Source organism: Azoarcus sp. KH32C, assembly GCF_000349945.1.
In the GTDB taxonomy this organism is placed as follows: Bacteria; Pseudomonadota; Gammaproteobacteria; order Burkholderiales; family Rhodocyclaceae; genus Aromatoleum.
The window spans coordinates 4910129-4933878 of record NC_020516.1 but is presented as its reverse complement, the minus strand read 5'-3'; the positions used below and the strand labels follow the sequence as shown (position 1 = coordinate 4933878).

The 23750-nt window shown below is 68.9% G+C and carries 24 protein-coding genes; 21 read left to right on the top strand and 3 right to left on the bottom strand.

What is annotated here, in order from left to right; genetic code table 11:
- Positions 1 to 196 precede the first annotated feature (196 nt).
- The 8 genes from AZKH_RS22245 (at position 197) to AZKH_RS22210 (ending at position 7635) form a co-directional block, all read left to right on the top strand.
- The gene (locus AZKH_RS22245; protein WP_015438060.1) at positions 197 to 1804 is read left to right on the top strand and encodes a methyl-accepting chemotaxis protein; all 1608 of its coding nucleotides are present in this window, start codon (positions 197 to 199) and stop codon (positions 1802 to 1804) included.
- A gap of 122 nt (positions 1805 to 1926) precedes the next feature.
- A complete protein-coding gene (locus AZKH_RS22240) occupies positions 1927 to 2295 on the top strand; it encodes a hypothetical protein (protein ID WP_231874440.1) in 369 nt (122 codons plus the stop codon).
- Between the two features lie 180 nt (positions 2296 to 2475).
- Positions 2476 to 3234, top strand: coding sequence for a molybdate ABC transporter substrate-binding protein (gene modA / locus AZKH_RS22235; RefSeq protein ID WP_015438058.1), 759 nt, complete (start codon positions 2476 to 2478; stop codon positions 3232 to 3234).
- Positions 3235 to 3430: 196 nt separating this feature from the next.
- A complete protein-coding gene (locus AZKH_RS22230) occupies positions 3431 to 4186 on the top strand; it encodes an ABC transporter substrate-binding protein (RefSeq protein WP_015438057.1) in 756 nt (251 codons plus the stop codon).
- A 196-nt stretch (positions 4187 to 4382) separates the two neighbouring features.
- Entirely contained in the window at positions 4383 to 5000 is a 618-nt protein-coding gene (gene modB / locus AZKH_RS22225) for a molybdate ABC transporter permease subunit (protein WP_051071801.1), read from the top strand.
- On the top strand, positions 4997 to 6094 hold the full coding sequence (gene modC, locus AZKH_RS22220) for a molybdenum ABC transporter ATP-binding protein (RefSeq protein ID WP_015438055.1): 1098 nt from the start codon (positions 4997 to 4999) through the stop codon (positions 6092 to 6094). Before modB ends, modC begins: the two co-directional genes overlap by 4 nt.
- A gap of 126 nt (positions 6095 to 6220) precedes the next feature.
- The gene (locus AZKH_RS22215) at positions 6221 to 6862 is read left to right on the top strand and encodes an MBL fold metallo-hydrolase (protein ID WP_015438054.1); all 642 of its coding nucleotides are present in this window, start codon (positions 6221 to 6223) and stop codon (positions 6860 to 6862) included.
- Between the two features lie 68 nt (positions 6863 to 6930).
- On the top strand, positions 6931 to 7635 hold the full coding sequence (locus AZKH_RS22210) for a response regulator transcription factor (protein WP_015438053.1): 705 nt from the start codon (positions 6931 to 6933) through the stop codon (positions 7633 to 7635).
- Between the two features lie 18 nt (positions 7636 to 7653).
- Here the strand turns inward: AZKH_RS22210 and mscL are convergent, their stop codons facing one another.
- Positions 7654 to 8088 (bottom strand): large conductance mechanosensitive channel protein MscL, encoded by a 435-nt coding sequence (gene mscL, locus AZKH_RS22205; RefSeq protein ID WP_041656493.1) that lies wholly within the window; start codon positions 8086 to 8088, stop codon positions 7654 to 7656.
- 235 nt (positions 8089 to 8323) lie between these two features.
- Here mscL and AZKH_RS22200 point away from each other — a divergent pair, with 235 nt between their 5' ends.
- From AZKH_RS22200 to AZKH_RS22180, 5 genes are read left to right on the top strand one after another with little or no spacing between them, the layout of a single operon-like run.
- Complete coding sequence (locus tag AZKH_RS22200; RefSeq protein ID WP_051071709.1) at positions 8324 to 9532, top strand: TolC family protein; 1209 nt, start codon at positions 8324 to 8326, stop codon at positions 9530 to 9532.
- Positions 9529 to 10074: a hypothetical protein gene (locus AZKH_RS22195; protein ID WP_015438050.1), complete on the top strand. Its 546-nt coding sequence runs from the start codon at positions 9529 to 9531 to the stop codon at positions 10072 to 10074. Before AZKH_RS22200 ends, AZKH_RS22195 begins: the two co-directional genes overlap by 4 nt.
- 3 nt (positions 10075 to 10077) lie before the next feature.
- Positions 10078 to 11208, top strand: coding sequence for an efflux RND transporter periplasmic adaptor subunit (locus tag AZKH_RS22190; RefSeq protein ID WP_015438049.1), 1131 nt, complete (start codon positions 10078 to 10080; stop codon positions 11206 to 11208).
- Positions 11209 to 11217: 9 nt separating this feature from the next.
- On the top strand, positions 11218 to 14325 hold the full coding sequence (locus AZKH_RS22185; protein ID WP_015438048.1) for an efflux RND transporter permease subunit: 3108 nt from the start codon (positions 11218 to 11220) through the stop codon (positions 14323 to 14325).
- A 28-nt stretch (positions 14326 to 14353) separates the two neighbouring features.
- On the top strand, positions 14354 to 14785 hold the full coding sequence (locus AZKH_RS22180; protein ID WP_015438047.1) for a hypothetical protein: 432 nt from the start codon (positions 14354 to 14356) through the stop codon (positions 14783 to 14785).
- A 36-nt stretch (positions 14786 to 14821) separates the two neighbouring features.
- On the opposite strand, the gene AZKH_RS22175 is transcribed toward AZKH_RS22180, so the two are convergent.
- Positions 14822 to 15454, bottom strand: a complete 633-nt coding sequence (locus tag AZKH_RS22175) for a trimeric intracellular cation channel family protein (RefSeq protein WP_231874439.1) — start codon at positions 15452 to 15454, stop codon at positions 14822 to 14824.
- A 153-nt stretch (positions 15455 to 15607) separates the two neighbouring features.
- Between AZKH_RS22175 and AZKH_RS22170 the strand changes: the two genes are divergently transcribed.
- The 5 genes from AZKH_RS22170 (at position 15608) to AZKH_RS22150 (ending at position 19944) form a co-directional block, all read left to right on the top strand.
- Positions 15608 to 16489, top strand: a complete 882-nt coding sequence (locus AZKH_RS22170) for a branched-chain amino acid ABC transporter permease (RefSeq protein WP_015438045.1) — start codon at positions 15608 to 15610, stop codon at positions 16487 to 16489.
- Entirely contained in the window at positions 16486 to 17451 is a 966-nt protein-coding gene (locus tag AZKH_RS22165) for a branched-chain amino acid ABC transporter permease (protein WP_015438044.1), read from the top strand. The genes AZKH_RS22170 and AZKH_RS22165 overlap by 4 nt, the downstream gene beginning before the upstream one ends.
- A 76-nt stretch (positions 17452 to 17527) precedes the next feature.
- Positions 17528 to 18691 carry an ABC transporter substrate-binding protein gene (locus AZKH_RS22160; RefSeq protein WP_015438043.1) on the top strand — a complete coding sequence of 388 codons (1164 nt, stop codon included), beginning with the start codon at positions 17528 to 17530 and terminating at the stop codon, positions 18689 to 18691.
- A gap of 18 nt (positions 18692 to 18709) precedes the next feature.
- Complete coding sequence (locus tag AZKH_RS22155) at positions 18710 to 19348, top strand: flavin prenyltransferase UbiX (protein ID WP_015438042.1); 639 nt, start codon at positions 18710 to 18712, stop codon at positions 19346 to 19348.
- On the top strand, positions 19345 to 19944 hold the full coding sequence (locus AZKH_RS22150) for an LON peptidase substrate-binding domain-containing protein (RefSeq protein WP_015438041.1): 600 nt from the start codon (positions 19345 to 19347) through the stop codon (positions 19942 to 19944). The genes AZKH_RS22155 and AZKH_RS22150 overlap by 4 nt, the downstream gene beginning before the upstream one ends.
- A gap of 23 nt (positions 19945 to 19967) precedes the next feature.
- Here the strand turns inward: AZKH_RS22150 and mutY are convergent, their stop codons facing one another.
- Positions 19968 to 21047: an A/G-specific adenine glycosylase gene (gene mutY, locus AZKH_RS22145; RefSeq protein ID WP_156822285.1), complete on the bottom strand. Its 1080-nt coding sequence runs from the start codon at positions 21045 to 21047 to the stop codon at positions 19968 to 19970.
- A gap of 121 nt (positions 21048 to 21168) precedes the next feature.
- Between mutY and AZKH_RS22140 the strand changes: the two genes are divergently transcribed.
- From AZKH_RS22140 to AZKH_RS22130, 3 genes are all read left to right on the top strand, one after another.
- Entirely contained in the window at positions 21169 to 21672 is a 504-nt protein-coding gene (locus tag AZKH_RS22140) for a flavin reductase family protein (protein WP_015438039.1), read from the top strand.
- 126 nt (positions 21673 to 21798) lie between these two features.
- Positions 21799 to 22308, top strand: coding sequence for a pyridoxamine 5'-phosphate oxidase family protein (locus tag AZKH_RS22135; RefSeq protein WP_015438038.1), 510 nt, complete (start codon positions 21799 to 21801; stop codon positions 22306 to 22308).
- Positions 22305 to 23666: a GAF domain-containing protein gene (locus tag AZKH_RS22130; protein ID WP_015438037.1), complete on the top strand. Its 1362-nt coding sequence runs from the start codon at positions 22305 to 22307 to the stop codon at positions 23664 to 23666. Before AZKH_RS22135 ends, AZKH_RS22130 begins: the two co-directional genes overlap by 4 nt.
- Positions 23667 to 23750 lie beyond the last annotated feature (84 nt).

The following is a 23750-nucleotide window of genomic DNA, read 5'->3' as shown; positions in this document are numbered from 1 at the left end:
CCTTGTTGGGAAGAGTTCTTCGGAAAATACCGACGTCTTCCGTAGTTTTCCGGATCCGCTTGGCCGCCAAAAATGCCCGTGAAATCAGGCAATTCCGCGCGAGCGGAAAACGTTACCCAATTTGACCATGCCTTCCTTGTGGCTATTGGCCAAACGTATTAGCCTCCGCATTTGTGACTGAGTTGAGGAGGCTCCCATGAGCGTGAGATTCCGACTGGCAGTCTTCGTGGCAATTTCCGTGGCGACGCTCGTCGCCCTGGTCAGCGTCGCGCTGTTCGCGATGAACCGTCTCGCGAGTCTGCAGGACGACGGCTTCGCGAAGACTCAGAGCCAGGCCCATGCTGCCGAAGCCGCTTCCCTCGGCGCCCAGCTATATCAAGTCTTCGCCGATGCGATCATCAACCGCAATCTCGACCAGGCTCGCAAGGAATTCGCCGAACGCCGCGCCGAGGCGCTGAACGATCTCGCCGTGCTCGAGCGCGAGGCCGACACGCCTCAGGAACACGCGGCGATCGTCGAGGCGCGGAAGTCCGTCGAGAAGGTCGTCGAGCTGTTCGAGAAGCGCCTGCTGCCGAAGCTCGGCCCCGAGAGCGAGCTTCCTGCCGAAATCCACGCCATCGACGACGAAGCCGACGCCGCGGTGCAGCGCGTCCACGAGGAACTCCTGAAAGTCGCCGATTCGATGGGGCACGAGGCGAAGGAAGCCGACGAGGCATTCGACGCGGCGCGCACGAAGACCCTGCTGACCGTCGTCGTCATCTCGCTGGTGGCCGCGATCGGCCTCTTCCTCTATTCGCTGCTCGTCGTGCGCTCGATCGTCCGTCCGTTGGCCAGCGCCCAGGCGGTCGCCCGGAGGATCGCCGCGGGCGATCTCAACCGCGAGGTCGAAGTCCGCGGCAAGGACGAATTCGCCGAGCTGCTGCGCTCCTGCGCGGCCATGCAGAACAGCCTGCGCGAGATCGCAGGCGGCCTGCAGAGTCACTCGGAACAACTCGCGGCCATGAGCCAGCAGCTTTCGGCGACGACCACCGAGCTTGCGACCTCGACCGAGATGCAGTCCCAGGCCGCGTCGTCGATGGCATCGAGCGTCGAAGAGATGTCGGTAAGCATCGCGCAGGTATCGGATCACGCCGACGAAGTGCGCTCTGCCGCCGCCGAGTCCGGACGGCACGCCGCACGCGGCCACACGACGATGAACGCGATGCTCGACAACAGCCGCGTCACGGCTGCCGCGGTGGACCGCACCGCGGAACAGATCCGCGAACTCGGCGGCCTGTCGAACAGCATCTCGTCCATCGTCGGCGTGATCCGCGAGATCGCCGATCAGACCAACCTGTTGGCCCTCAATGCCGCGATCGAGGCGGCACGCGCGGGCGAGCAGGGGCGCGGCTTCGCGGTCGTCGCCGACGAAGTGCGCAAGCTCGCCGAGCGCACCAGCGGCTCGACGCAGGAAATCACCGGCATGATCGGCCAGGTGCAGAGCGTCACGCGGGGCGCGGTGGCGAGCATGGAAGAGGTCGTCACGCAGATCGGCAGCTTCGACGTGCTATCGCGTGATGTCGGTGCGGCGATCGATGCCGTCAACGCGCAGTCCGGCAATGTCATGTCGGCGATTGCCGACATCACCAGCGCGCTGCACGAGCAGTCGGTCGCGAGCAACGAAATCGCCCGCCGCGTCGAGCAGACCGCGCAGATGAGCGAGGAGAACAGCGCGGCCGTGAAGGAGACCTCGTCCGCCGCGCAGCAGCTCGAAGCCGTCGCGTCCCGGCTGCAGGAGACCGCCGGGCGCTTCCACCTCGTCTGATCGGAGTTGCGCACCTTTCCGGTGCGATTCCTTCGGCATACCGGTGCGTGCGGCGTACAATGCGCCCACCGGAATTCCCTTTTCATAGGTCCGCTTGCGGACCCCAGCGCAGGAGTTTGTTCGTGAAAAAAGTTTACGTCCTCATATTCGCCGGCGTCCTCGCGCTCGGCGCCGGCCTGGCCTCGGCTGCCGACCCCGCCGTTCGTACCGTCGTCGCCGTCCACCAGGAAATGGCCGCGCTGTCGGGCAGCCAAGTGCAGGTCTCGGGCAAGGTCGTGAAGGTCAACAACGGCATCATGGGCCGCAACTTCGTACATGTCCGCGACGGCTCGGGCGAGCAGGGCACCAACAACCTGATCGCCACCAGCAAGGACACCGCCGCGGTCGGCGACGAAGTCGTCGTCACCGGCCGCGTGCAGCTCGATCGCGATTTCGGGTCGGGCTACGTCTATCCGCTGCTGATCGAAGACGCGACGATCGCGAAGAAGTAAGCAACGGCGTATATCCGTGGGGCGGCGAACTGCGGCGTTTGTCGCCCCGATTGTCGGAAATGCGGCAATTGTGCCGCCCTTGTCGCGTCTCTTCCCGGTAAGGCCCCGGGGGCGCGTGGTCTCGACTCATGGCATGCTAGTCGCTAAGGCAAGACAAACGTCTACGCCAGGAGTCACCCAATGCCCCGCCGCTTCCGTTCCGCCTATGCGATCGTCCTGCTGCTGTCGCTGTGCCCTGTCGTGGGGCACGCCGCCCAGGTGAGCGTCGCCGTCGCGGCGAACTTCACCGCGCCGATGCAGAAGATCGCCGCCGAGTTCGAGCGCGACACCGGCCACAAGGCGCAGCTCGCCTTCGGCGCGACCGGCAAGTTCTACGCGCAGATCAGAAATGGCGCGCCCTTCGAGCTCCTGCTGGCGGCCGACGAGACGACGCCTGCGAAACTGGAGGAGGAGGGCGCCGCGGTCGCCGGTTCCCGTTTTACCTACGCGATCGGCCGGCTCGTGCTGTGGTCGGCCCAGGTCGGCGTCGTCGACGACAAGGGCGAGGTGCTCAGGCGCGGCACCTTTGCGCACCTATCGATCGCCAACCCGAAGACCGCCCCTTATGGCGCCGCCGCGATGGAAGTGCTGCGCAAGCTCGGGCTTGCCGACCCACTCGCGGCGAAGCTCGTGACCGGCGAGAACATCGCCCAGGCCCATCAGTTCGTCGCCAGCGGCAACGCTGAACTGGGCTTCGTCGCGCTGTCGCAGGTATGGGCCGATGGCCGGCTGACGAGCGGGTCGATATGGCAGGTGCCGGCCGATTTGCATGCGCCGCTGCGCCAGGATGCGATAATCCTCGCCGCCGGACGCGACAAGCCGGCCGCGCGGGCGCTGGCGGACTACCTGCGGGGGCCGAAGGCGGTGGCGATCATCCGGTCGTATGGTTACGGCTTGTAGGCGGGATCGAGAAAGCTCGGCCGCGCTCGCTCGGTCGTCAGTAGATTCCGCGATGTCGCTACTACCAAAGCAATAATATAATCTTACAAATCCTCCGGCGGATGTTCCGCCGGAGGATCCAAGATCGGGTTCCTCGGCGCGGTTTTCGCCCACGGCGGGTCCGGGCGAGCAAGTCCATTTCGTCACGAGGAGTCGCATGACCGGTTTCAAGACGTTCGCCGCCTTGGCGGGCGCGTTTGTTTTGTCGATGGCCTCGGCCTTCGCTGCGGACCTGACGCTCTACACCTACCACTCCGAGCCGCCCTTCGTCACGGGCGATGGCAGGGGGCTGACCTATGAGCTCGCGGACTATCTGACGAAGAAGTCTAACGGGGCGCTGAGCGTGAAGGTGTCGGTGATGTCGCGCGCGCAAGTCGACGAGGCGGTCGCGTCTGCGGATTTCAGGGACGCCGTGCCCTGGGTGGGGCCGACCCGCTTCAGGGACAAGGACAAGACGACCTATTCCGTATCGGACGCGATCTTCCCCGACGAGAACCTCGTCATTTCGACGCTTGCCAGGAAGGTCGAGTATACGGGACCGGAATCCCTCAAGGGAATGACCTTCGGCGGGGTGCTCGAGCGCAACTACGCCGGCATCGACGAGCTCGTGAAGGCGGGCCAGATCGACCGCCAGGATTCGCAGAGCGAAGAGGTCAATCTGAAGAAGATCGCTGCCGGGCGCATCGACGCGACGCTGCTGCCGGGCTCCGTGGTGCGTTTCCTTGCCCCACAGCTCGGCATCGAAGGCCGCTTCCACGCCTCGGCTACGCCGCAGGGTTCCTACACGCGTCATCTGCTGGTCGCGAAGCGGAATCCGAAACTGGCCAAGCAGGTCAATGCCGTGATCGCGGAGATGAAGTCCGATCCGGATTGGCAGGAAGTGTTGAAGAAGTACCACGTCAAGGCGAACTGAGGATCGCGACGGCAGGGGAAGTCGTGGCATGCTATTCGCTTCGGCAATGTCATCCTTTGCCGATGCCAGGAGCACAGCCTCTGTCCGCCATCCATGCCCTTTCTTCGCTGTCTGAAGCCGTGCCCCTTTCCGTGAGGAGGGCGCGGTGAAGCCGGCCGACCTCGCCGCGATCCGGCTGACGCTGGAGCTTGCGACGATGACGACGGCGATCCTGCTCGTCGTCGGCACGCCCATCGCGTGGTGGCTTGCGCGCACGCGTTCGCGCCTCAAGGCGGTCGTCGGCGCGGTCGTCGCGCTGCCGCTGGTGCTGCCGCCGACCGTGATCGGCTTCTACCTGCTCCTGCTGCTCGGGCCGCACGGCCCGGTCGGACAGCTCACGCAGGCGCTCGGGCTCGGCCTGCTGCCATTCAGCTTCGCGGGCCTCGTCGTCGGCTCCGTGTTCTACTCGATGCCCTTCGTCGTGCAACCGCTGCAGCAGGCTTTCGAGGCGATCGGCGAGCGGCCGCTGGAAGTCGCGGCGACGCTGCGCGCCGGTGCCTTCGACACCTTCGTCAGCGTCGTCCTGCCGCTTGCGCGCCCCGGTTTCCTGACCGCGGCAGTGCTCGGCTTTGCGCACACCGTCGGCGAATTCGGCGTCGTGCTGATGATCGGGGGCAATATTCCGGAGCATACGCGCGTCGTTTCGGTGCAGATCTACGACCACGTCGAGGCGCTCGAATACGCCGAGGCGCACTGGCTGTCGGCCGGGATGCTGCTCTTCAGCTTCGCCGTGTTGTGGGTCTTGTACAGCCGCAAACGTGGGGTGGCGCGATGAATGCGGCGGACGTGTCGCCCGCCGCGATCGACGCGCGCTTCCGCGTCGCGTGGCCCGGTTTCTCGTTGCAGGCCGAGCTCGCTTTGCCCGGGCGCGGCGTCAGCGCGCTCTTCGGCGCGTCCGGCTCGGGCAAGACGACACTGCTGCGCTGCCTCGCGGGGCTCGAACGCGCCCCGGGCGGCTATCTCGCGGTCCGCGGCGAGGTGTGGCAGGACGACGCGCGCGGCGTCTTTCTGCCGACCCACAAGCGGCCGCTTGGCTACGTCTTCCAGGAGGCGAGCCTCTTCCCCCACCTGTCGGTGCGTCGCAATCTCGAATTCGGCCTGAAGCGCGTCGCGGCAGCCGAGCGGCGGGTATCGCTCGATCACGCGATCGCGCTGCTCGGCATCGAACCGCTGCTCAACCGCCTGCCGGACAGGCTCTCGGGCGGGGAGCGCCAGCGCGTCGCGATCGCCCGTGCGCTCGCGACGAGCCCCCGGCTGCTGCTGATGGACGAGCCGCTCGCGGCGCTCGACCTGCGGCGCAAGGCCGAGATTCTGCCCTACCTCGAACGCCTGCACGACACGCTCGACATTCCCGTCGTGTACGTCAGCCACGCGCCCGAGGAAGTCGCCAGGCTCGCCGATCACGTCGTGCTGCTCGACGGCGGCCGGGTGCTCGCCGCGGGGCCGATCGGCGAGGTGATGGCGCGCCTCGACCTGCCGCTCGCGCGCGACGAGGACGCCTTCGTCGTGATCGACGCGATGGTCGCCGGGCACGACGAGGCCTATGCACTGAGCCGCCTCGAATTCGCCGGCCTGCCCTTGTGGCTCGCAGGCCTCGACACGCGCCTCGGTGCTCCCGTGCGCGCCCGGGTCCTGGCGCGCGACGTGAGCCTCGCGCTCGCCGAACGCCACGACTCCAGCATCCTCAACGTGCTGCCGGCGCGCGTCGTCACGCTCGACGACGACGCGCCGGGCCGCGTGCTGGTGCGGCTCGACGTGCGCGGCGCGCCGCTGCTCGCTCGCATCACCAAACGTTCCGCCGTAGAGCTCGCGATCGCGCCGGGGATGGAACTCTTCGCGCAGGTGAAGGGCGTCGCGCTGTTGCGCTGAGACAGGCGGGAAATGTCGCCTGCTAGTGCTCTTGCGGACTCGCCTAGGGATTTACGCGAATCTGCGCAGCGCGGCGAGCCGCGCTACACTGTGCCCCTGTCCGCATCAGATGCAGTTCCTTTCGTCATGATCCAGTTGCGTATCGTTCCGGTAACCCCGTTCGAGCAGAATTGCACGATCCTGTGGTGCGACCGCAGCCGCAAGGCCGCCGTCGTCGACCCTGGCGGCGATCTCGGACGCATCTATTCCGCCGTCGCCGAACTCGGCGTGACGGTTGAGAAGATCCTGATCACGCATGGCCACATCGACCATGCGGGCGGGGCGGCCAAGCTCGCGCGGGAGCTGAAGGTGCCGATCGAAGGCCCGCAGGAGGAAGACCGTTTCTGGATCGCGGGCATGCCGCAGCAGAGCAAGATGTTCGGCTTCCCCGACGTCGAGTCCTTCGAGCCCGACCGCTGGCTGCGCGAGGGCGACACCGTGACCGTCGGCGAGGAGACGCTGCGGGTGATCCACGCGCCCGGCCACACCCCCGGCCACGTTGTGTTCTTCCATCCGGAGGCGCGCCTCGCGCTGGTCGGCGACGTGCTCTTTGCGGGCTCGATCGGTCGCACCGATTTCCCGCGCGGCGACCACGCGGGCCTGATCCGTTCGATCCGCGAGAAGCTTTTCCCGCTCGGCGACGATGTGAACTTCGTCCCCGGACACGGTCCGATGTCGACCTTCGGCGACGAGCGCGAATCCAACCCCTATGTCGGCGATTACGCCTGAGTTGATCCCGCGCCGTCGAAATCCGGCGTGCCGGGAGGGCGCGCCCTAGCCACGCACGGGAGGCAAACGTGAGAATTGCGATCCTCGAGGACGACCCGCTGCAAAGCGAGATGCTTGCACTGTGGCTGCGCGAGTCCGGCCACGATTTGTATTGCTTTGCCGACGCGCGCGACTTCATGCGCATAGCGGCGCGCGAGAGTTTCGATTTCTTCCTGCTCGACAGCATCCTGCCGCAGCTCAGCGGCCAGGAGGTGCTGGAGTGGTTGCGCAAGGAGCGCAACAACGACACGCCGGTGGTGTTCGTGACGGCGCGCGACGCCGAGGAGGATGTGGTTGCGGCGCTCACCGGCGGGGCCGACGACTACATCGTCAAGCCCGTACGCCGCTGGGAACTGCTCGCCCGCGTCGATGCCGTGTTGCGGCGCGGCCGCTCGCAGGCCAACGAGCAGGTCGTGGTGGTGGGCCCCTACCGTTTCGACGTCACGCACAAGGAGGCCCAACTCGACGGAGCCGGGCTCGAGCTGACCGACAAGGAATTCGACCTCGCGGTCTTCCTCTTCCGCAACCTCGGGCGCTTGGTGTCGCGCGGCCACATGCTCGAGGCCGTGTGGGGCCGCAGTCCGACGGTGGCGACGCGTACCGTCGACACGCACATCAGCCGCGTGCGCATGAAGCTGGAACTGCGCCCCGAGCGCGGATACCGCCTCGTGCCGGCCTACAACTTCGGCTACCGCCTCGAGCGCGTCGGCGCCGAGGCGGGCGAAGCGGCCTGATCGCTGCCGGCTTGCGTTTTAGGTGCGCTCGCGCAGCGTGTCGCGGATCTCGCGCAGCAGCTTCACTTCCTCGCTTTCCACCGGCGGCGCGGGTTCCGGCTCCGCCGCCGGCGGCTCGCTGCGCTTGAGCCGGTTTATCGCCTTGATCGCGACGAAGATCGCGAAGGCGATGATGATGAAATCGATCGTCGTATTGATGAAGGCCCCGTACTTCACCAACGGGGCGCCGGCCTTCTCCGCGGCGTCGAGCGAGTCGTAACTCTGGCTGCCGAGATTGATGTAGAGGTGTTTGAAATCGACCTGGCCGATCAGGCGGCCCAGCAGCGGCATCACGACGTCCTTGACGAAGGATTCGACGATCTTGCCGAAGGCTCCGCCGATGATCACGCCGACCGCGAGATCGACGACGTTGCCGCGCATGGCGAACTCTCTGAATTCGCGTAAGAAGCTCATTTCCGGAACCTCCTGATTCTTTTTGGTTGGTTCGTGCCCGGACAGCCGCATCGGGCGGGACGACTGGCCGCGCGCCATCTTGCCGGAACTGCCGGCCGCATCAGTTTGCCATGTTTTGCATAGGCGTTCGCGAGGGACGGATTACAGGAATGTAATCCGACTGTCAGCCGGATGTCGGCTGCGACCGGTCATGCTGCCGGACCATCCTCCTTATTCACAGGCAATCCCGATTCTCATGGCGATGTTCGACAAGGCGTTGCTGATCGCGTCGCTGGCCTTTCCCGTGGCCGGCAGCGCGCAAACGCTGCGGGATGCGGCCGCCGCCGCGTATGCGCGAAATCCGCAGCTGCTCGCGGCCGAGGCGAGGGGCGACGAAGTGCGCGCCCGGCGCGTGCAGGCCGATGCGTGGCTCGCCGGCCCGCCGGCGCTGTCGCTGGGCCAGCGCACCGACCGACCACTCGCCAACGCCGGGAAGCGCGAATTCGAGGTCGAAGTCGCCGCTCCGCTATGGCTGCCGGGTCAGCGCGGGGCACAACAGGAGCTGGTCGCTGCCGAGGCGGCGGAAAACGAGCTCGAAGTCGTCGCGCTGCGCCTGCAGGTCGCAGGCGAACTGCGCGATGCAATCTGGGCGCTGCGGGCCGCCGACGCCGAGCGCGAGCTCGCGTTCGGCCGAAGCGACAGTGCGAGGCAGCTCGAGCAGGAAGTCGCGCGCCGGGTGTCGGCCGGCGACCTCGCGCGCAGCGACCTGCTGCTCGCGCAGGGCGAGCGGCTCGCCGCCGAGGCGGCGGAACTGGAGGCCGGGAACCGGGTCGCGCAGGCGATGCAGCGCTATTCGCTGCTGACCGGCTTCGCGACCTTGCCCGCCGATGCCGAGGAGCCGCGCCGCGATGCCGCGCCGACGGAGGCCGCGGCGCCGGATCATCCGCGCATCGAAGCGGGACGGCGCGCGCTCGCCCGCGCGCAGTCGAACCTGCAGGCGGTGCAGGGCGCCTCGCGCGACGCGCCGGAGCTGACCGTGCAATACCAGCGCGGACGTGACGACTTCGATTCGCCGACGCGGGACAACGTGCGTGTCGGCATCCGCATTCCCTTCGGCACCGAGGCGCGCAACCGGCCGCTCGTCGCCGCGGCGAACACCGAGATCGTCAAGGCTCACGCCGAGCTGAGCGCCGCCGAGGCGGCCGTCGCGGCCGAATTGCGCGACGCGAGGACGGGGCTCGCGAACGCGGAACGCGCGGCGGCGCTCGCCGACCAGCGCCGCGCCGCCGCCGCCGAGAACCTGCGGCTGACGCGCAAGGGATTCGACCTCGGCGAGCTGCCGCTCGCGCAGTTGCTGCGCGCGCAGGCCCAGGCACAGGAAGCCGAAGCCGCCCGGACATTGCAGAAGACGGCCGTCGCGCTCGCGGTGGCCCGCCTGAATCAAGCGCAAGGATTGTTGCCATGAAGACGTTCACCGCCGCCGCCACCCTCGCCGCTGCGCTGGCCGCGCCATGGCTCGCGTGGGGGCACGAGGGCCACGCGCACGACGACGCGCCGCCGGCGGTGCAGGCGCTCGCGAGCCGGTCGCCGCGTTTCGAGGCGCAGACCGACGACCTCGAAGTCGTCGGCGTGCTCGAGGCCGGGGAGCTCACGCTCTACATCGACCGGCGCCTCACGAACGAGCCCTTGGCCGGCGCGCAGGTGGAAGTCGAAGGGGCCGGCGTGACGGGCACGGCGACCGAATCGGCGCCCGCCACCTACCGGCTGCCGTTCGCGATGCCGGCGGCGGGCAGGCATCCGCTCGCCCTCACGGTGCAGGCGGGTGACCTGGCCGACCTCGTCGCTGCCGAGCTCGATATCGCGCCGCCCTCGGGCGCGCCCGCGCTCGCTCCCGCCGCGAGCGGCACCCCGCCGTGGCTGCCGTGGTCGCTCGGCGGGGCGCTCGCCCTCGTCGGCGTTTCCGTGATCGCCCGCCGCGGCCTGCGGCGGCAAGGCCGCAAGGACTGAACAATGTGGGTACGCAAGCTTCTCCTCGGGGTCGCGATCCCGGTTCTGGTGCTGGGCAAGGTCGCGACGGCGCTCGCCCACGGCGGCGAGGACCACGGTCATGACGAACCGGAGGCCGCCGCCGTCGCAGATACCTCCGCGCCGTCGCGTCTCGCCGACGGCAGCGTGTTCGTGCCGAAAGCATCGCAGCGGCAGCTGGGTATCCGCACCATCGCGGCCGAGATCGGGGACCATGCCGCGGTGATCGAATTCAACGGCAAGGTCGTCGCCGACCCCGGCGCCGGCGGCAAGGTGCAGTCGACCCAGGCGGGCCGCATCGAGGCCGGCCCGCGGGGGTTCGCGGTGCTGGGGCAGCGCGTGCGGCGGGGCGAAGTCCTCGCCTATCTGCAGCCGGTGGCGAGCAGTCTCGAGCGCAGCGGCCAGTTCGCGCAGATCGCCGAGTTGGACGCGCAGCACGAGGTCGCGGTGAGGCGCCTCGCGCGGCTGGAGCAGCTCGAAGGCGTGGTGCCGGCGCGTGAGATCGAGGCGGCGCGCGTGGAAGCCGGCGGGCTCGCTGCGCGCAAGGCGGCGCTCGCGAAGGGCTTGAGCGGGCGCGAGCCGCTGGTCGCACCGGTATCCGGGGTGGTCGCGAGCACCCATGTCACGCTGGGGGAGGTCGTCGAAGCGCGCGACACGCTCTTCGAGGTCGTCGATCCGCGTCGCCTCGCGGTCGAGGCGCTGGCCTACGATGCCGCGACGGCGGCGGGCCTCGGTGAGGCGACCGCCGCATTGCCGGACGGCGTGCTGCATCTGAACTACCTGGGCAGCGGCGCGGCCCTTCGCGAAGGCGCGCTGCCGGTGCTGTTCCGGGTGCGGGCCGACAAGGACGCGCCCGCGGTGGCCGTCGGGCAGTCGCTGAAGGTGCTGGCGCAGACCGCTGCGAAGCGCCCCGGCGTGGCCCTGCCGGCCGAGGCGCTCACGCGCAATGGCGCGGGCGAGCCCGTCGTGTGGGTCCATGTGACGGCCGAGCGCTTCGTGCCGCGCAAGGTGACGACCGCTCCGGTCGATGCGGCGACCGTCGCCGTCACCGCGGGCCTCGCGGCCGGCGAGCGCGTCGTCGTCAAGGGCGCGGCCTCGCTCGCGCTGGTGCGCTGAGGGGCCGCGATGTTCGAATGGATCATCAGCACCAGTCTGCGCCAGCGCCTGCTGGTCCTCGGCGTATCCTTGTTGCTGGTCATCTACGGCGGACTCACGCTGCGGAAGATGCCGGTCGACGTCTTCCCCGATCTGAACAAGCCGACCGTCACGCTGATGACCGAGGCGGGCGGGATGGCGCCGGAGGAGGTCGAGCAACTCGTGACCTTCCCGCTGGAGTCGGCGATGAACGGCATGCCCGGCGTGACGCGCGTGCGCTCCGTGTCCGGCATCGGCCTGTCGATCCTGTTCGTCGAGTTCGAATGGGGCACCGACATCTACCTCAACCGGCAGCAGATCGCCGAGCGCCTGAACCTCGTGCGCGAGCAGCTGCCGGCGGGCGTGGCGCCGCAGATGGGGCCGATCTCGTCGATCATGGGCGAGATCCTGCTGATCGCGATTCCCGCCGACCCCGAGCAGGTCGATCCGATGGCGGCGCGCGAGTACGCCGACTGGGTGATGCGCCCGCGCCTGCTGACCGTTCCGGGCGTCGCGCAGGTGATCCCGATCGGCGGCGAGGTCAAGCAATACCGCGTCGAGCCGGATCTCGCCCGCATGCAGGCGCTCGGCGTGTCGGCCGAGCAGATCGAGGCCGCGCTGAAGGGGTTCGGCGCGAACACCAGCGGCGGCTTTCTCGAGCAGCAGTCGCGCGAATATCTGATCCGCCAGATCGGGCGCACGACGCGCATCGAGGACCTGCAGAACCTCGCCGTCACGGCCCGCAACGGCCAGCCGATCCTGCTCAGGCAGGTCGCCGAGGTGCGCTTCGCGCCTGCCGTCAAGCGCGGGGACGCGAGCTACGGCGCGAAGCCGGCGGTGATCCTGTCGGTGCAGAAGCAGCCGTCGGCCGATTCGGTGCAGCTCACGCGCGAGGTCGAGAAGGCCGTCGAGGAGTTGTCGCGCAACCTGCCGCGGGGCGTCGACAAGCCGCAGTTCCTCTTCAGGCAGGCGGAGTTCATCAAGGCCTCGGTGGATAACGTCCAGGAGGCGCTGCGCGACGGCGCGATCTTCGTCGCGGCGATCCTGTTCCTGTTCCTGCTGAATGTGCGCACGACCCTGATCTCGCTGACCGCGATCCCAGTGTCGCTGCTCGTGACGGCGCTGGTCTTCAAATACTTCGGGTTGTCAATCAACACGATGACGCTCGGCGGGCTGGCGATCGCGATCGGCGAGCTCGTGGACGACGCGGTGGTCGGCGTCGAGAACGTGCTGCGCCGGCTGCGGCTCAACCGTGCCTCGGCCGATCCGCGGCCGGTCGCGCAGGTCATCGGCGCCGCGACGCTGGAGGTGCGCTCGGCAATCGTCTACGCGACGATCATCATCGTGCTGGTGTTCGTGCCGCTCTTCGCGCTGCCGGGGATCGAAGGACGTCTCTTCACGCCGCTCGGCATCGCCTACATCGTCTCGATCCTCGCCAGCATGCTGGTGTCGGTCGCGCTGACGCCGGTGATGTGCTACTACCTGCTGCCGCACATGAAGCGGCTCGACCACGGCGACAGCCCGCTCGTCGCGCGCCTGAAGGCGTGGGACACGAGGCTGCTCGGCTGGTCCTTCGACCATGCGCGGCCGCTGCTCGCGGGCGCCACGGTGATCGTCCTTGCCGCCATTGCGACAGTGCCCTTCTTTCCGCGATCCTTCCTGCCGCCCTTCAACGAGGGGACGCTGACGGTCAGCGTGCTGACGAACCCCGGCACCTCGCTGTCGGAGTCGAACCGCATCGGGCAGCAGGCCGAAGCGCTGATCGCGCAGGTACCCGAGGTGCGTCAGGTCGGGCGCCGCACGGGCCGCGCGGAGCTCGACGAGCACGCAGAGGGCGTGCATTCCTCCGAGATCGAGGTCGACCTCAAGCCGTCCGAGCGCAGCCGCGACGCGGTCGTCGCCGAAATCCGCAGCCGCCTCGCGGTGCTGCCGGCCGCGAACAGCGTCGGCCAGCCGATCTCGCACCGTCTCGACCACCTGCTGTCCGGCGTGCGCGCGCAGATCGCGCTGAAGATCTATGGCGACGACCTCGACACGCTGCGTGGGCTCGCCGCCGACGTGAAGTCGCGCCTCGCGAAGATCCCCGGCATCGCCGACCTGCAGGTCGAGAAGCAGGTGCTGATCCCGCAGCTGAAGATCCATCTCGACTACGACGCGGCGGCACGTTACGGCGTGAGCCCGGGGGCGCTGCTGGAGAGCCTCGAGAAGCTGATCGGCGGCGACAAACTCACCCAGATCATCGAAGGCAACCGCCGCTTCGACCTCGTGCTGCGGCTGCCGGATGCCGCGCGTGGCGGGCAGGGGCTCGCCGGCCTGCTGATCGAGACCCCCGCCGGCCGCGTCCCGCTCGCGAAGATTGCCCGCATCGAGGACGGCGACGGCCCCAACCAGATCGGGCGCGAGAACACCCGCCGGCGTATCGTGATTTCGGCGAACGCCGCGGGCGGGGCGGACCTCAGCGCGGTGGTCGCGGCAATCCGCGCCGAACTCGCCGCCAATCCGCTGCCGGAAGGCTATTTCACCGCGCTCGAAGGCCAGTTCCAGGCCCAGGAGGAGGCGGCGAAGCTGATCGCGCTCCTCGCCGTCGTGTCGCTCGCAATGATCTTCCTTGTGCTCTATAGCCGCTACCGTGCCTTCGTGCTGGTCGCGATCATCATGGGCAACATCCCGCTCGCGCTGGTCGGCAGCGTCGCCGCGCTGTGGCTCTCGGGCCAGCCGCTGTCGGTCGCGGCGCTCGTCGGCTTCATCACGCTGACCGGCATCGCGACCCGCAACGGCATCCTGAAGATCAGCCACTACATCAACCTGTGCGCCTTCGAGGGCGAGGTCTTCGGCCGCCCGATGATCGTGCGCGGTTCGCTCGAACGCCTCACGCCGGTGCTGATGACGGCGCTGGTCGCCGCCTTCGCGCTCGTGCCGCTGCTGCTGTCGGCCGACGCGCCGGGCAAGGAGATCCTGCACCCGGTCGCGGTCGTGATCTTCGGCGGGTTGGTGTCCTCGACGCTGCTCGACACGCTGCTGACGCCGGTGATGTTCCACCTCTTCGGCGAGCGCGCCCTCAACCGCCTGGTCGCCGAACACACGGCGGACAGTTTTTGATTTTCGAACGACTCCAGGAGATTCATACATGTCTTACCGTGCCTTGCTCGTCGGCCTGATGGCCGTGCCCCTGATGGCGACCAATGCCTTGGCCCACGGCGACGCCCCGCACAGCGCGATGAAACCCGCCAACGGCGGCCAAGTGCAGGCGACTGCGAGCTACCAGCTCGAACTGGTCGTCCGCAAGGACAGCGCCGAGGCGAAGGAAAATCCGGTCGCAATCTTCCTGTACGACCACGACGGCAAGAAGGTCGCCTCGGCCGGTGCGTCCGCGTCCGTCACGCTGCTTTCCGCGAAGGACAAACTCGTCCTGTCGCTCAAGCCCGACGGCGACAACCGGCTCAGCGGCAGCGGCCGTTATGCGTCGGATCCGGCGATGAAGGCGCTCGTCGCGGTCACGCTCGGCGACAAGACCGAGCAGGCGCGCTTCACGCCGCTCGCCGCGGACGTTCCGCACTGAGGGACGGCGCGACCGAGGCACGGTTCTCCCCGCGCTTCAGGTGCGTGCGCTGAACATCGGCAGGCGCCAGCCGAAGCGCATCGCGCCGAGCCGGATCGCGAGCACGGTGCCGCCTGCGGCGAGGGCGGCAGGCCCCCGCGCGACGTCGAGCGCGCCCAGCGCGACGAGGAGCAGCGCGCCGGCCCATGACGCCGTGGCGTACAGTTCGCCCGAGAACACCAGCGGCACCTCGTTGCACAGCACGTCGCGCACGATGCCGCCGAACACGCCGGTAACGACGCCCATCACGCTCGCGACGAGCCACGGCGCACCGAGCGCGAGCGCTGCCTGCGTGCCGCTCACCGTGAAGAGCGCGAGCCCGAGCGCGTCGGGCAGCAGGAAGAGGCGCGCCGGCAGCACCATCACGCGCGCCAACGCGAAGGCGCCGACGCCGGCCGCCATCGCCGCGATCAGGTAGGACTGGTCGGCGACCCAGAACACCGTGCGGTCGAGCAGCAGGTCGCGCAGCGAGCCGCCGCCCAGGGCTGCGGCGAGCGCGACGACGACCACGCCGAACATGTCGAAGGGCTTGCGGCCGGTTTCGAGCACCGCCGCGGCGGCCTGCGCGGCGACACCCGCGAGGCCGATGCCATGGAGGAGAGGATCGACGTTTAGCATGGCGGCGAGCATAACATCGGCGCCACACGTGCCGGCCTTGGCATAATGGCGGGCCCTCATGCCGGCCGCGCGGTCGTCGCGTCCGACCGGCCAGGAAATCCCGATGACCGACCTTTCACTCCATGCCGTCCGGCCCGGCGGCCCTTCCGACAGCCGCCCGTCGCCGTGTCCACGCTAGTCCTCGTCCAGGTTCTGACCAGCGGGATCGCCGTCGGCTGCATCTACGGCCTCGTCGCGCTGTCCTTCGTGTTGATCTACAAGGCGACCGAGACCGTCAGCTTCATGCAGGGCGAATTGCTGATGCTGGGCGCCTTCGCCGCGCTGGCCCTGCACCAGGGCGCGGGCTGGCCGCTGCCGCTCGCGATGGGCGGAGCGGTCGCGGGGCTCGTGCTGCTCGGGGCGCTGCTCGAACGCGGCGTGCTGCGCCGTGCGCTCGGCCAGCCGCACCTGACCGCACTGCTGCTGACCTTCGGTCTCGGCCTGATGCTGCGCGGCGCGGTCGCAAGCGTGCCGGCGGCGACCCACTCGATGCACCGCCTGCCGCTCGCTTTCGTCGGTGAGACGCTGGAAGTGGGCGGATTGGTGCTCGCGGCCGAGCATCTCGTCGTGATCGGGGCAACTGCGGCGCTCGCGGCCTTGTTGACGCTTTTCTTCCGCCGTACGCGCGCCGGACTCGCCTTGCGCGCCTGTTCGGAGAACGCGACCGTCGCGGCGCTGATGGGCGTGTCGGTCGAGGGCATGCACACCTTCGCGTGGGCGCTCGGCGCCGGGGTCGCGGCGGTCGCGGGGCTGCTGCTCGCGCCGGTGACATTCGTGCATCTCAACATGGGGCTCGTCGCGCTGAAGGCGTTTCCCGCCGCGGTGCTCGGCGGCATGACGAGCCTGCCCGGCGCGCTCGCGGGCGGGGTCTTTCTCGGCGTCGCCGAATCGCTCGCGGGGCTGATGCTGCCCGAAGGCGTCAAGGACGTCGTGCCCTATGTGCTGCTGATGGGCGGGCTGCTCGTCTTTCCGGACGGGTTCGCGGCGGGTTGGCGGGGGCGGCGGTGACGCGGCGGATCGCACGCGTCGGCACGCTCGTGCTCGCAGCCGTTGCCGCGGTGTTGCTGCTCGGCGCCGAATACGCGCTCGCGCAGGCGGCGTTCGTCGCGACGTACGCGATCGCCGGACTCGGCGTGATCGTCATCGTCGGGCTGTGCGGCCAGATCTCGCTCGGGCAGGGCGCCTTGCTCGGCTTGGGCGCCTACGTCGAGGCGCTGCTTACGCTACGCGGTGTGCCGGCGCCGCTCGCGATGGGCCTCGCGGTCGCGACCGGGGCGGGCGGCGGCTGGCTCGCGAGCCTGCCGGCCCGCCGCCTCGGGGGACTGTATTTCGCGATGAGCACGCTCGCCTTCTCGCTGATCGTCGAGGAAGCCCTGGTGCGTGCGGAATCGCTGACGCACGGCGCGGCGGGCCTGGCGGTGCCGGCGCTCGTGCTGGCGGGATTTTCCGTCGACGCGGCGTGGTCGCAGGCACTCGTCGGTGCGGCGGTGCTGGCGCTCGCATGGATCGCATGCCGGCGCTGCGTCGCATCCCGCGTCGGACGCGCCTGGCACGCGGTGCGCGAGGACGAGGCGGCCGCGGCCGCGTGCGGCATCGACGTCGCCGGCGCAAAACGGACTGCCTTCGCGTTCGGCGGCGCCTTGTCCGGGCTCGCCGGCGCGCTGTATGCGCACTGGATCGGCTTCGTCAGCCCGGAGCAGTTCGGGCTGATGCTGTCCTTCGAGCTGCTGATGCTCGCCTTCATCGGCGGCGCGCGCGAGCTTGCGGGGGCCTTGTGGGGCGCGCTGGTCGTGGTGGCGCTGCCGCAGGCGATCTCGGTCCTGACCGAGCTCTTGCCGGCCGACACCGCGACGCCGGCCGGGCTCGAATCCTTGCTTTTCGGGGCCGTTGTCGTGGCCGTGATCCTGTTGCGGCCCGGCGGCCTGACGATGCAAACGCCTGGTCGTGTTGAACGAAGCGCGCGGCCATGACGAATGCGTCCCTGGATGCCGTCCGACGGATTATTCGCGATAATCGGTCTTTCCGCATTTGCCCGAGGTCCTGTCCATGACGCCCATCCGCCGCTTTCTCGCCGTGCTCGGTCTCGCCCTTGCCGGCGCCGTCGCCGCGGCCGAGACCCCGGGCGTGAGCCGCAACGAGATCGTGGTCGGCAGCATCCAGGATCTCTCCGGGCCGATCGCGCTGCTCGGCGCGCCGGTGCGCGATGGCATGCTGCTGCGCTTCGAGGACGCCAACGCGGCGGGTGGCGTGCATGGGCGCAAACTGCGGCTGGTGGTCGAGGATTCCGGCTACGATCCGAAGAAGGGCGTGCTGGCGGCGAGAAAGCTGATCCAGCGCGACAAGGTCTTCGCCTTCCTCGCGAACCTCGGCACGCCGGTCGTGATGGCGACGATGCCGATCGTCGTCGAGGCCGGCCGCCCGCATCTCTTCCCGTTCTCGCCGCACGAATCGACCTATTCGCCGGTCCATCCGCTCAAGTTCCAGATGTTCGCGCCCTACCAGGACTACATGGAGGCCGCGACGCGCAACATGGTGCAGACGCGCGGCTACAAGAAGACCTGCCTGCTGTACCAGGACGACGACTACGGGCTCGAAGTGCTGAAGGGCGTCGAGGCGGGGCTCGCGAAGCTGAAGCAGCCGCTCGTCGAGAAGACGAGCTACAAGCGCGGTGCGACCGACCTCTCGAGCCAGGTCGCGCGGCTGCGCGCGGCCGACTGCGACTTCGTCGTGCTCGCGACCGTTGTGCGCGAGACCGTCGCTGCCGTGACCGAGGCGCGCAAGATCGGCTGGAACGTCGACATGCTCGTCACCGCGTCCGGCTATTCGTCGCAGACGCACGAGCTCGGCGGCAAGGCGGTCGAGGGCCTGTATGGCGTGAGCGTGCTGCCGCATCCCTACGAGGAAGGTGCGAACCGCCAGCTCGCGGACTGGATCAAGCGTTACCGCGAGCGTTTCGGCGCGGCACCGAACGTCTGGAGCGCGATGGGCTACGGCGTCGCCGACCTCTTCGTGAAGGCCGCTGAGAAGGCGGGTCCCGATCTGACGGTAGAGCGCTTTACCGCGGCGATGGAGTCCCTGCATACCCCGCGCGACTTCTTCGGCAGTCCGGAGTATCGTTTCAGCCGCGAAGACCACCTCGGCAACCGTCTCGGCCGCATCGCGCAGATCCAGAACGGGCGCTGGGTGATCCTGACCGACTATCTGAAATGATTGAGATCTAAGTATCCGATGACCGCCTCCCTCCCGCCCCAGACCGTCGCTGTCGCCTTCACCGGCGCCTCGGGCATGCCCTACGGGCTGCGGCTCGTCGAATGCCTGCTCGCGGCCGGATGCAAGGTGTGGCTGCTGTATTCGCAGGTCGCGCAGATCGTCGCGCGGCAGGAGATGAACCTCGAGCTGCCGTCGCGGCCGGCCGAGGTCGAGGCGGCGCTGTCGGAGCGTTTCGCGGCACCACCCGGGCAGTTGCGCGTCTTCGGCCGCGAGGAATGGTTCGCGCCGCTCGCGTCCGGCTCGAACCCGGCCGACGCGATGGTCGTGTGCCCCTGCACGATGGGCACGCTCGCGGCGGTCGCCGCGGGACTCAGCCAGAACCTCATCGAGCGCGCCGCCGACGTCGCGATCAAGGAAGGGCGCAAGCTCGTGCTCGTGCCGCGCGAGACGCCGTTCTCGCCGATCCACCTCGAGAACATGCTCAAGCTCGCGCGCCTGGGCGTCGTGATCCTGCCGCCGAGCCCCGGCTTCTACAACCATCCGCAGACCGTCGAGGACCTCGTCGATTTCGTCGTCGCACGCGTGCTCGACCAGATCCGCGTGCCGCACCGGCTGATGCAGCGCTGGGGCGAGGCGGACATCGAAGGGCAATCATGAGCGATCCGACGGACCTGCTGCCCCTCTTCCCCTTGCAGACCGTGCTCTTCCCCGGCGGGGTGCTGCCCTTGCACGTGTTCGAGGCGCGCTACATGGATCTCGCGAGCCGCTGCCTGAAGGATGACCTGGTGTTCGGCGTGAACCTCATCGCCGAGGGCCGCGAGGTCGGCGCACCGGCCGTGCCGCATCCGGTCGGCGTCAGCGCGCGCATCGTCGAATGGGACATGCCGCAGACCGGCGTGCTCGACCTCGTCACGCGCGGCGAGCGCCGCTACCGCATCCTGCGCACCGAAACCGGTCCCAACGGATTGCTGCTGGGCGAGGTCGAATGGCTCGCGGAGGTCGCGCCCGTGCCGCTGCCCCAGGAGTACGCGCCGCTCGTCGCGCTGCTGCAGGCGATTTTCGCGGAGGTCGGCGAGGAGCGCCTGCCGCCGCCTCACCACTTCGACGACGCCGAGTGGGTCGGCAACCGCTTCGCCGAACTGCTGCCGATCCCCTTCAAGGCCAAGCAGGCGCTGCTCGAATACGACGACACGCTCGGCCGGCTCGACATCATCCGCCAGTACCTCGACCAGCGCGGCGTGTTCGGCGGCTGATTCGGTAGCAGATCGGCCGCCCGTCAGCGGCTGAAGAGATCCCCTTCCAGATTCCCGTCCGCGAGCGCGTCGAGGATGCGCCGCACCGGCGTCGGCAGCCCGGCCTCGTCCCGTTCGCCGAGCGCGAGCCAGCGGTGGTCCGCGTCGGCCACTGCGTGCCCGGCGTCGCCGACGTCGAGGCGGATCGGCGTGATCTCGAGCCGGAAATGCGTGAAGCTGTGGTTGAAGGGTGCGAGCGTGATCGCATCGCGCGCCGCGAGGCCGAAGCGCGCACCAAGCCAACGAGCCGCGTCCGCTTCGCCGTCCGGAATCTCCGGCAGCGCCAGCAGGCCGCCCCAGATGCCCGCGGGCGGGCGCCGTTCGAGCAGCACGCGGCCCTCGGCGTGGATCACCGCGACCCGTACCTGGCGCTGCGGCGCGGCCTTGCGCGGGCGGGCCGCCGGGAGCTCGCCGACACGGTCTTCGCGCCGCGCCACACAGATGTCCGCCATCGGGCAGCGCTCGCAGGCTGCGCGACCCCGCGTGCACACCGTCGCGCCCAAGTCCATTTGCGCCTGGATGTAGGTTCCGACGTCGCGTTGCGGCAGCAACTCCTCCGCGAGCGCCCACAACTGCTGCTCGACTGCGCGCTCTCCTGGAAAGCCGTCGATGCCGAAGACGCGGCACAGCACGCGTTTCACGTTGCCGTCGAGGATCGCCGCGCGCGCGCCGAAGGCGAAGTCCGCGACCGCCGCCGCGGTCGAGCGCCCGACGCCCGGCAGCTCGGCAATCGCTTCGGGCTGGCGCGGGAATTCGCCGCCGTGCTCGTTCATCACCGCCTGCGCGGCCTTGTGCAGGTTGCGCGCACGCGCGTAGTAGCCCAGCCCGCTCCACAGCGCGAGCACGTCATCGACGGGCGCCGCCGCGAGGCTCCCGAGGTCGGGAAAGCGCGCGAGGAAACGTGCGTAGTAGGGGATCACCGTGTCGACCTGCGTCTGCTGCAGCATGATCTCGGAGAGCCAGATGCGGTAAGGGTCGCGCGTGTTCTGCCAGGGCAGGTCGTGCCGTCCGTGCGCACGGTGCCACTCGCTCAGCCTTAGCGCAAAATCCTTGCCCGTGTCCATGATCTGCATCTCTTTTTGCACCTCGATTCGTTGCCCGATGGCGTTTGCGCAGCGATAATCCGCGATTCCATCCATTTCCGCGTCGGCCGACCGCGTGTCCGCCGTGCCGCCCGACCTGCCCATGTCCCAGCCGCCCCTCTCCCACCAGGACTTCACCCGCGCCTTTCGCGACGCCCTCGGCATGTTCGCCACCGGCATCGCGGTCGTCACCACGCGCGCGCCCAATGGCGAGGCGATCGGCCTGACGGTCAATTCCTTTAACTCCGTGTCGCTCGATCCGCCGCTCATCGTGTGGAGCCTGTCGCGCCACCTCGCGAGCCTGCCGGTGTTCGAAGCCTGCGAATACTACGCCGTGAACGTGCTCGCGGAAGATCAGCAACACCTGTCGCAGCTCTTCGCGACGCGCTCGGACGACAAGTTCGCCGGTATCGACATCGATGACGGCCTCTACGGCGTGCCGCTCCTGAAGGACTGCTGCGCGCGCTTCGAATGCCGCAACACGACGCGCCACCCGGGCGGCGACCACCTCGTGTTCATCTCCGAAGTCGTCCGCTTCGACCGTATTTCCGAGCGCCCGCCGTTGATCTACCACAGCGGTGCCTACCGCCGCCTCGCCGCAGGCTAGAGGATTTTCAGATAGCCCCACGCGCGCGGGGCGAGGGACTATACTGATCCGGAATGCCGGCGTGAGACCGGCATGCATCGCCCATATGCAAGTGGGCGAGCCCGGTCCCCAACCCAGCGTGCGCCGATGCCCGAAGATCCCCGTTCCGCCGGTGCGCTGATCGATGCCGAGCATGCGGCCTTCTTCGCCACCGCCGGCGTGTCGATCAGCGTAGGTTCCTGCAACGCCGAGCGCCTCCCCAGCCTCACGCGCGCGATCGGCTGCCGCGTCGCCGCCGACCGTTCGCGCGTCACGCTCTTCCTCATCGTCGCGCAATCGCGCGAAGTGCTCGACGACCTGCGCGCCAACGGACGCATCGCTGTCGTCTTCAGCGAGCCGCATACCCACCGCACCGTCCAACTGAAGGGCGAGGACGCGGTCGCCGAAGCGCTGATCGACGGCGATCTCGCACGCATCGAACGCTACCGTGACGCCTTCACCGCCGAACTCGGCGCGCTCGGCTACAGCCCGCTCTTCACCCGCACGCTGCTCGACTGCAGCGGCGGCGAGGTCGTCGCCGTGAGCTTCACCCCGACTGCCGCCTTCTCGCAGACGCCCGGCCCGAAGGCGGGGACTCCGCTCGGAGAGGCGCGATGACGCAGCGGCTCGACGCGATCCGCGACTGTCTCGAAGGCGTCGTGCCGGCGATCATGGCGACCTGCTCGGCCGACGGCACGCCCAACGTCGCTTATCTGTCACAGACCGAATACGTCGACGGCCAGCATGTGGCGCTGTCCTACCAGTTCTTCAACACCACACGGCGCAACATCCTCGAAAATCCCAACGCGCGCCTCATCGTCACGCATCCGCACACCGCCGAGCGCTACCGGCTGCAGCTGTGTTACCTGCGCACCGAGACGGCGGGGCCGCTTTTCGAGCGGATGAAGGCCAAGCTCGCCGGCATCGCGTCGCACACCGGCATGAGTGGCGTGTTCCGCCTCCTCGGCTCCGACATCTATCGCGTGCTCGACGTCGAGCGCGTCCCCGGAGTTGCGCTCGCGCCCTCGCCGCCGCCGCGCGCGAACCTCCTCGCGGCCTTGCGCGCGACCGCCGCACGGGTGTCCGCCTGCCGCGATCTCGATCAGCTCTTCACCGAGACGCTCGCCTGCCTCGAAAGCCAGTTCGACGTCCACCACGCGATGCTCCTGTTGCTCGATGGCTCGGGCACGCGCCTCTATACGATCGCGAGCCGCGGCTACGCACAGTCCGGCGTCGGCTCGGAGATCCCGCTCGGCCAGGGCGTGATCGGGGTGGCGGCACGCGAGGCGACGCCGATCCGCATCGGCTATATGACGTTCGAGTACACCTACGGCCGCGCGATCCGCGCCGCGGCGGCGGCGAACGGCTTGGGCGATGCACTCGAGACCGAGATCCCCCTGCCTGGCCTGGCGGAATCGGCGAGCCAGCTCGCGGTGCCGATCCGTGCCGGCGGACGGCTCCTTGGCGTGCTCTACGTCGAGAGTGCGCAAAACCTGCGCTTCGGCTACGACGACGAGGACGCGCTCGTCGCGCTTGCCGGCCAGCTCGGCGCCACGATGCTCGCCTTGCAGCAGGCGGGCGAGGTCGGCGACGACGCCCCGGCGCCGGAGCCCGAAGCCGGGCCCGCCGACGGCGCCCCGGTTGTCGTACGCCACTACGCCGCCGACGACAGTGTCTTCCTCGACGACGACTACCTGATCAAGGGTGTGGCCGGTTCGATCTTCTGGGCGCTCGTGCGCGACCACGTCGAGACCGGGCGCAATACCTTCAGCAATCGCGCACTGCGCCTCGACCCACGCATCCGCCTGCCGGACCTCAGCGACAACCTCGAAGCGCGCCTGATCCTGTTGCGCCGCCGCCTCAACGAGCGGGGCGCCTGCGTGCGCCTCGAAAAGGCCGGGCGAGGGCGGCTGCAGCTCAGCACGACGCGGCCGCTGAGCCTCGTCGAGGTCGCCTCGGACCCGGCGCGGACCTGAATTCCGCCCCTTCCTAAATCTTCCCTCAGCGAATCCTAAGAGTCCCTTAAGCGCCGTCCGGCCGCCTTTCGGGCGCCTACAGTG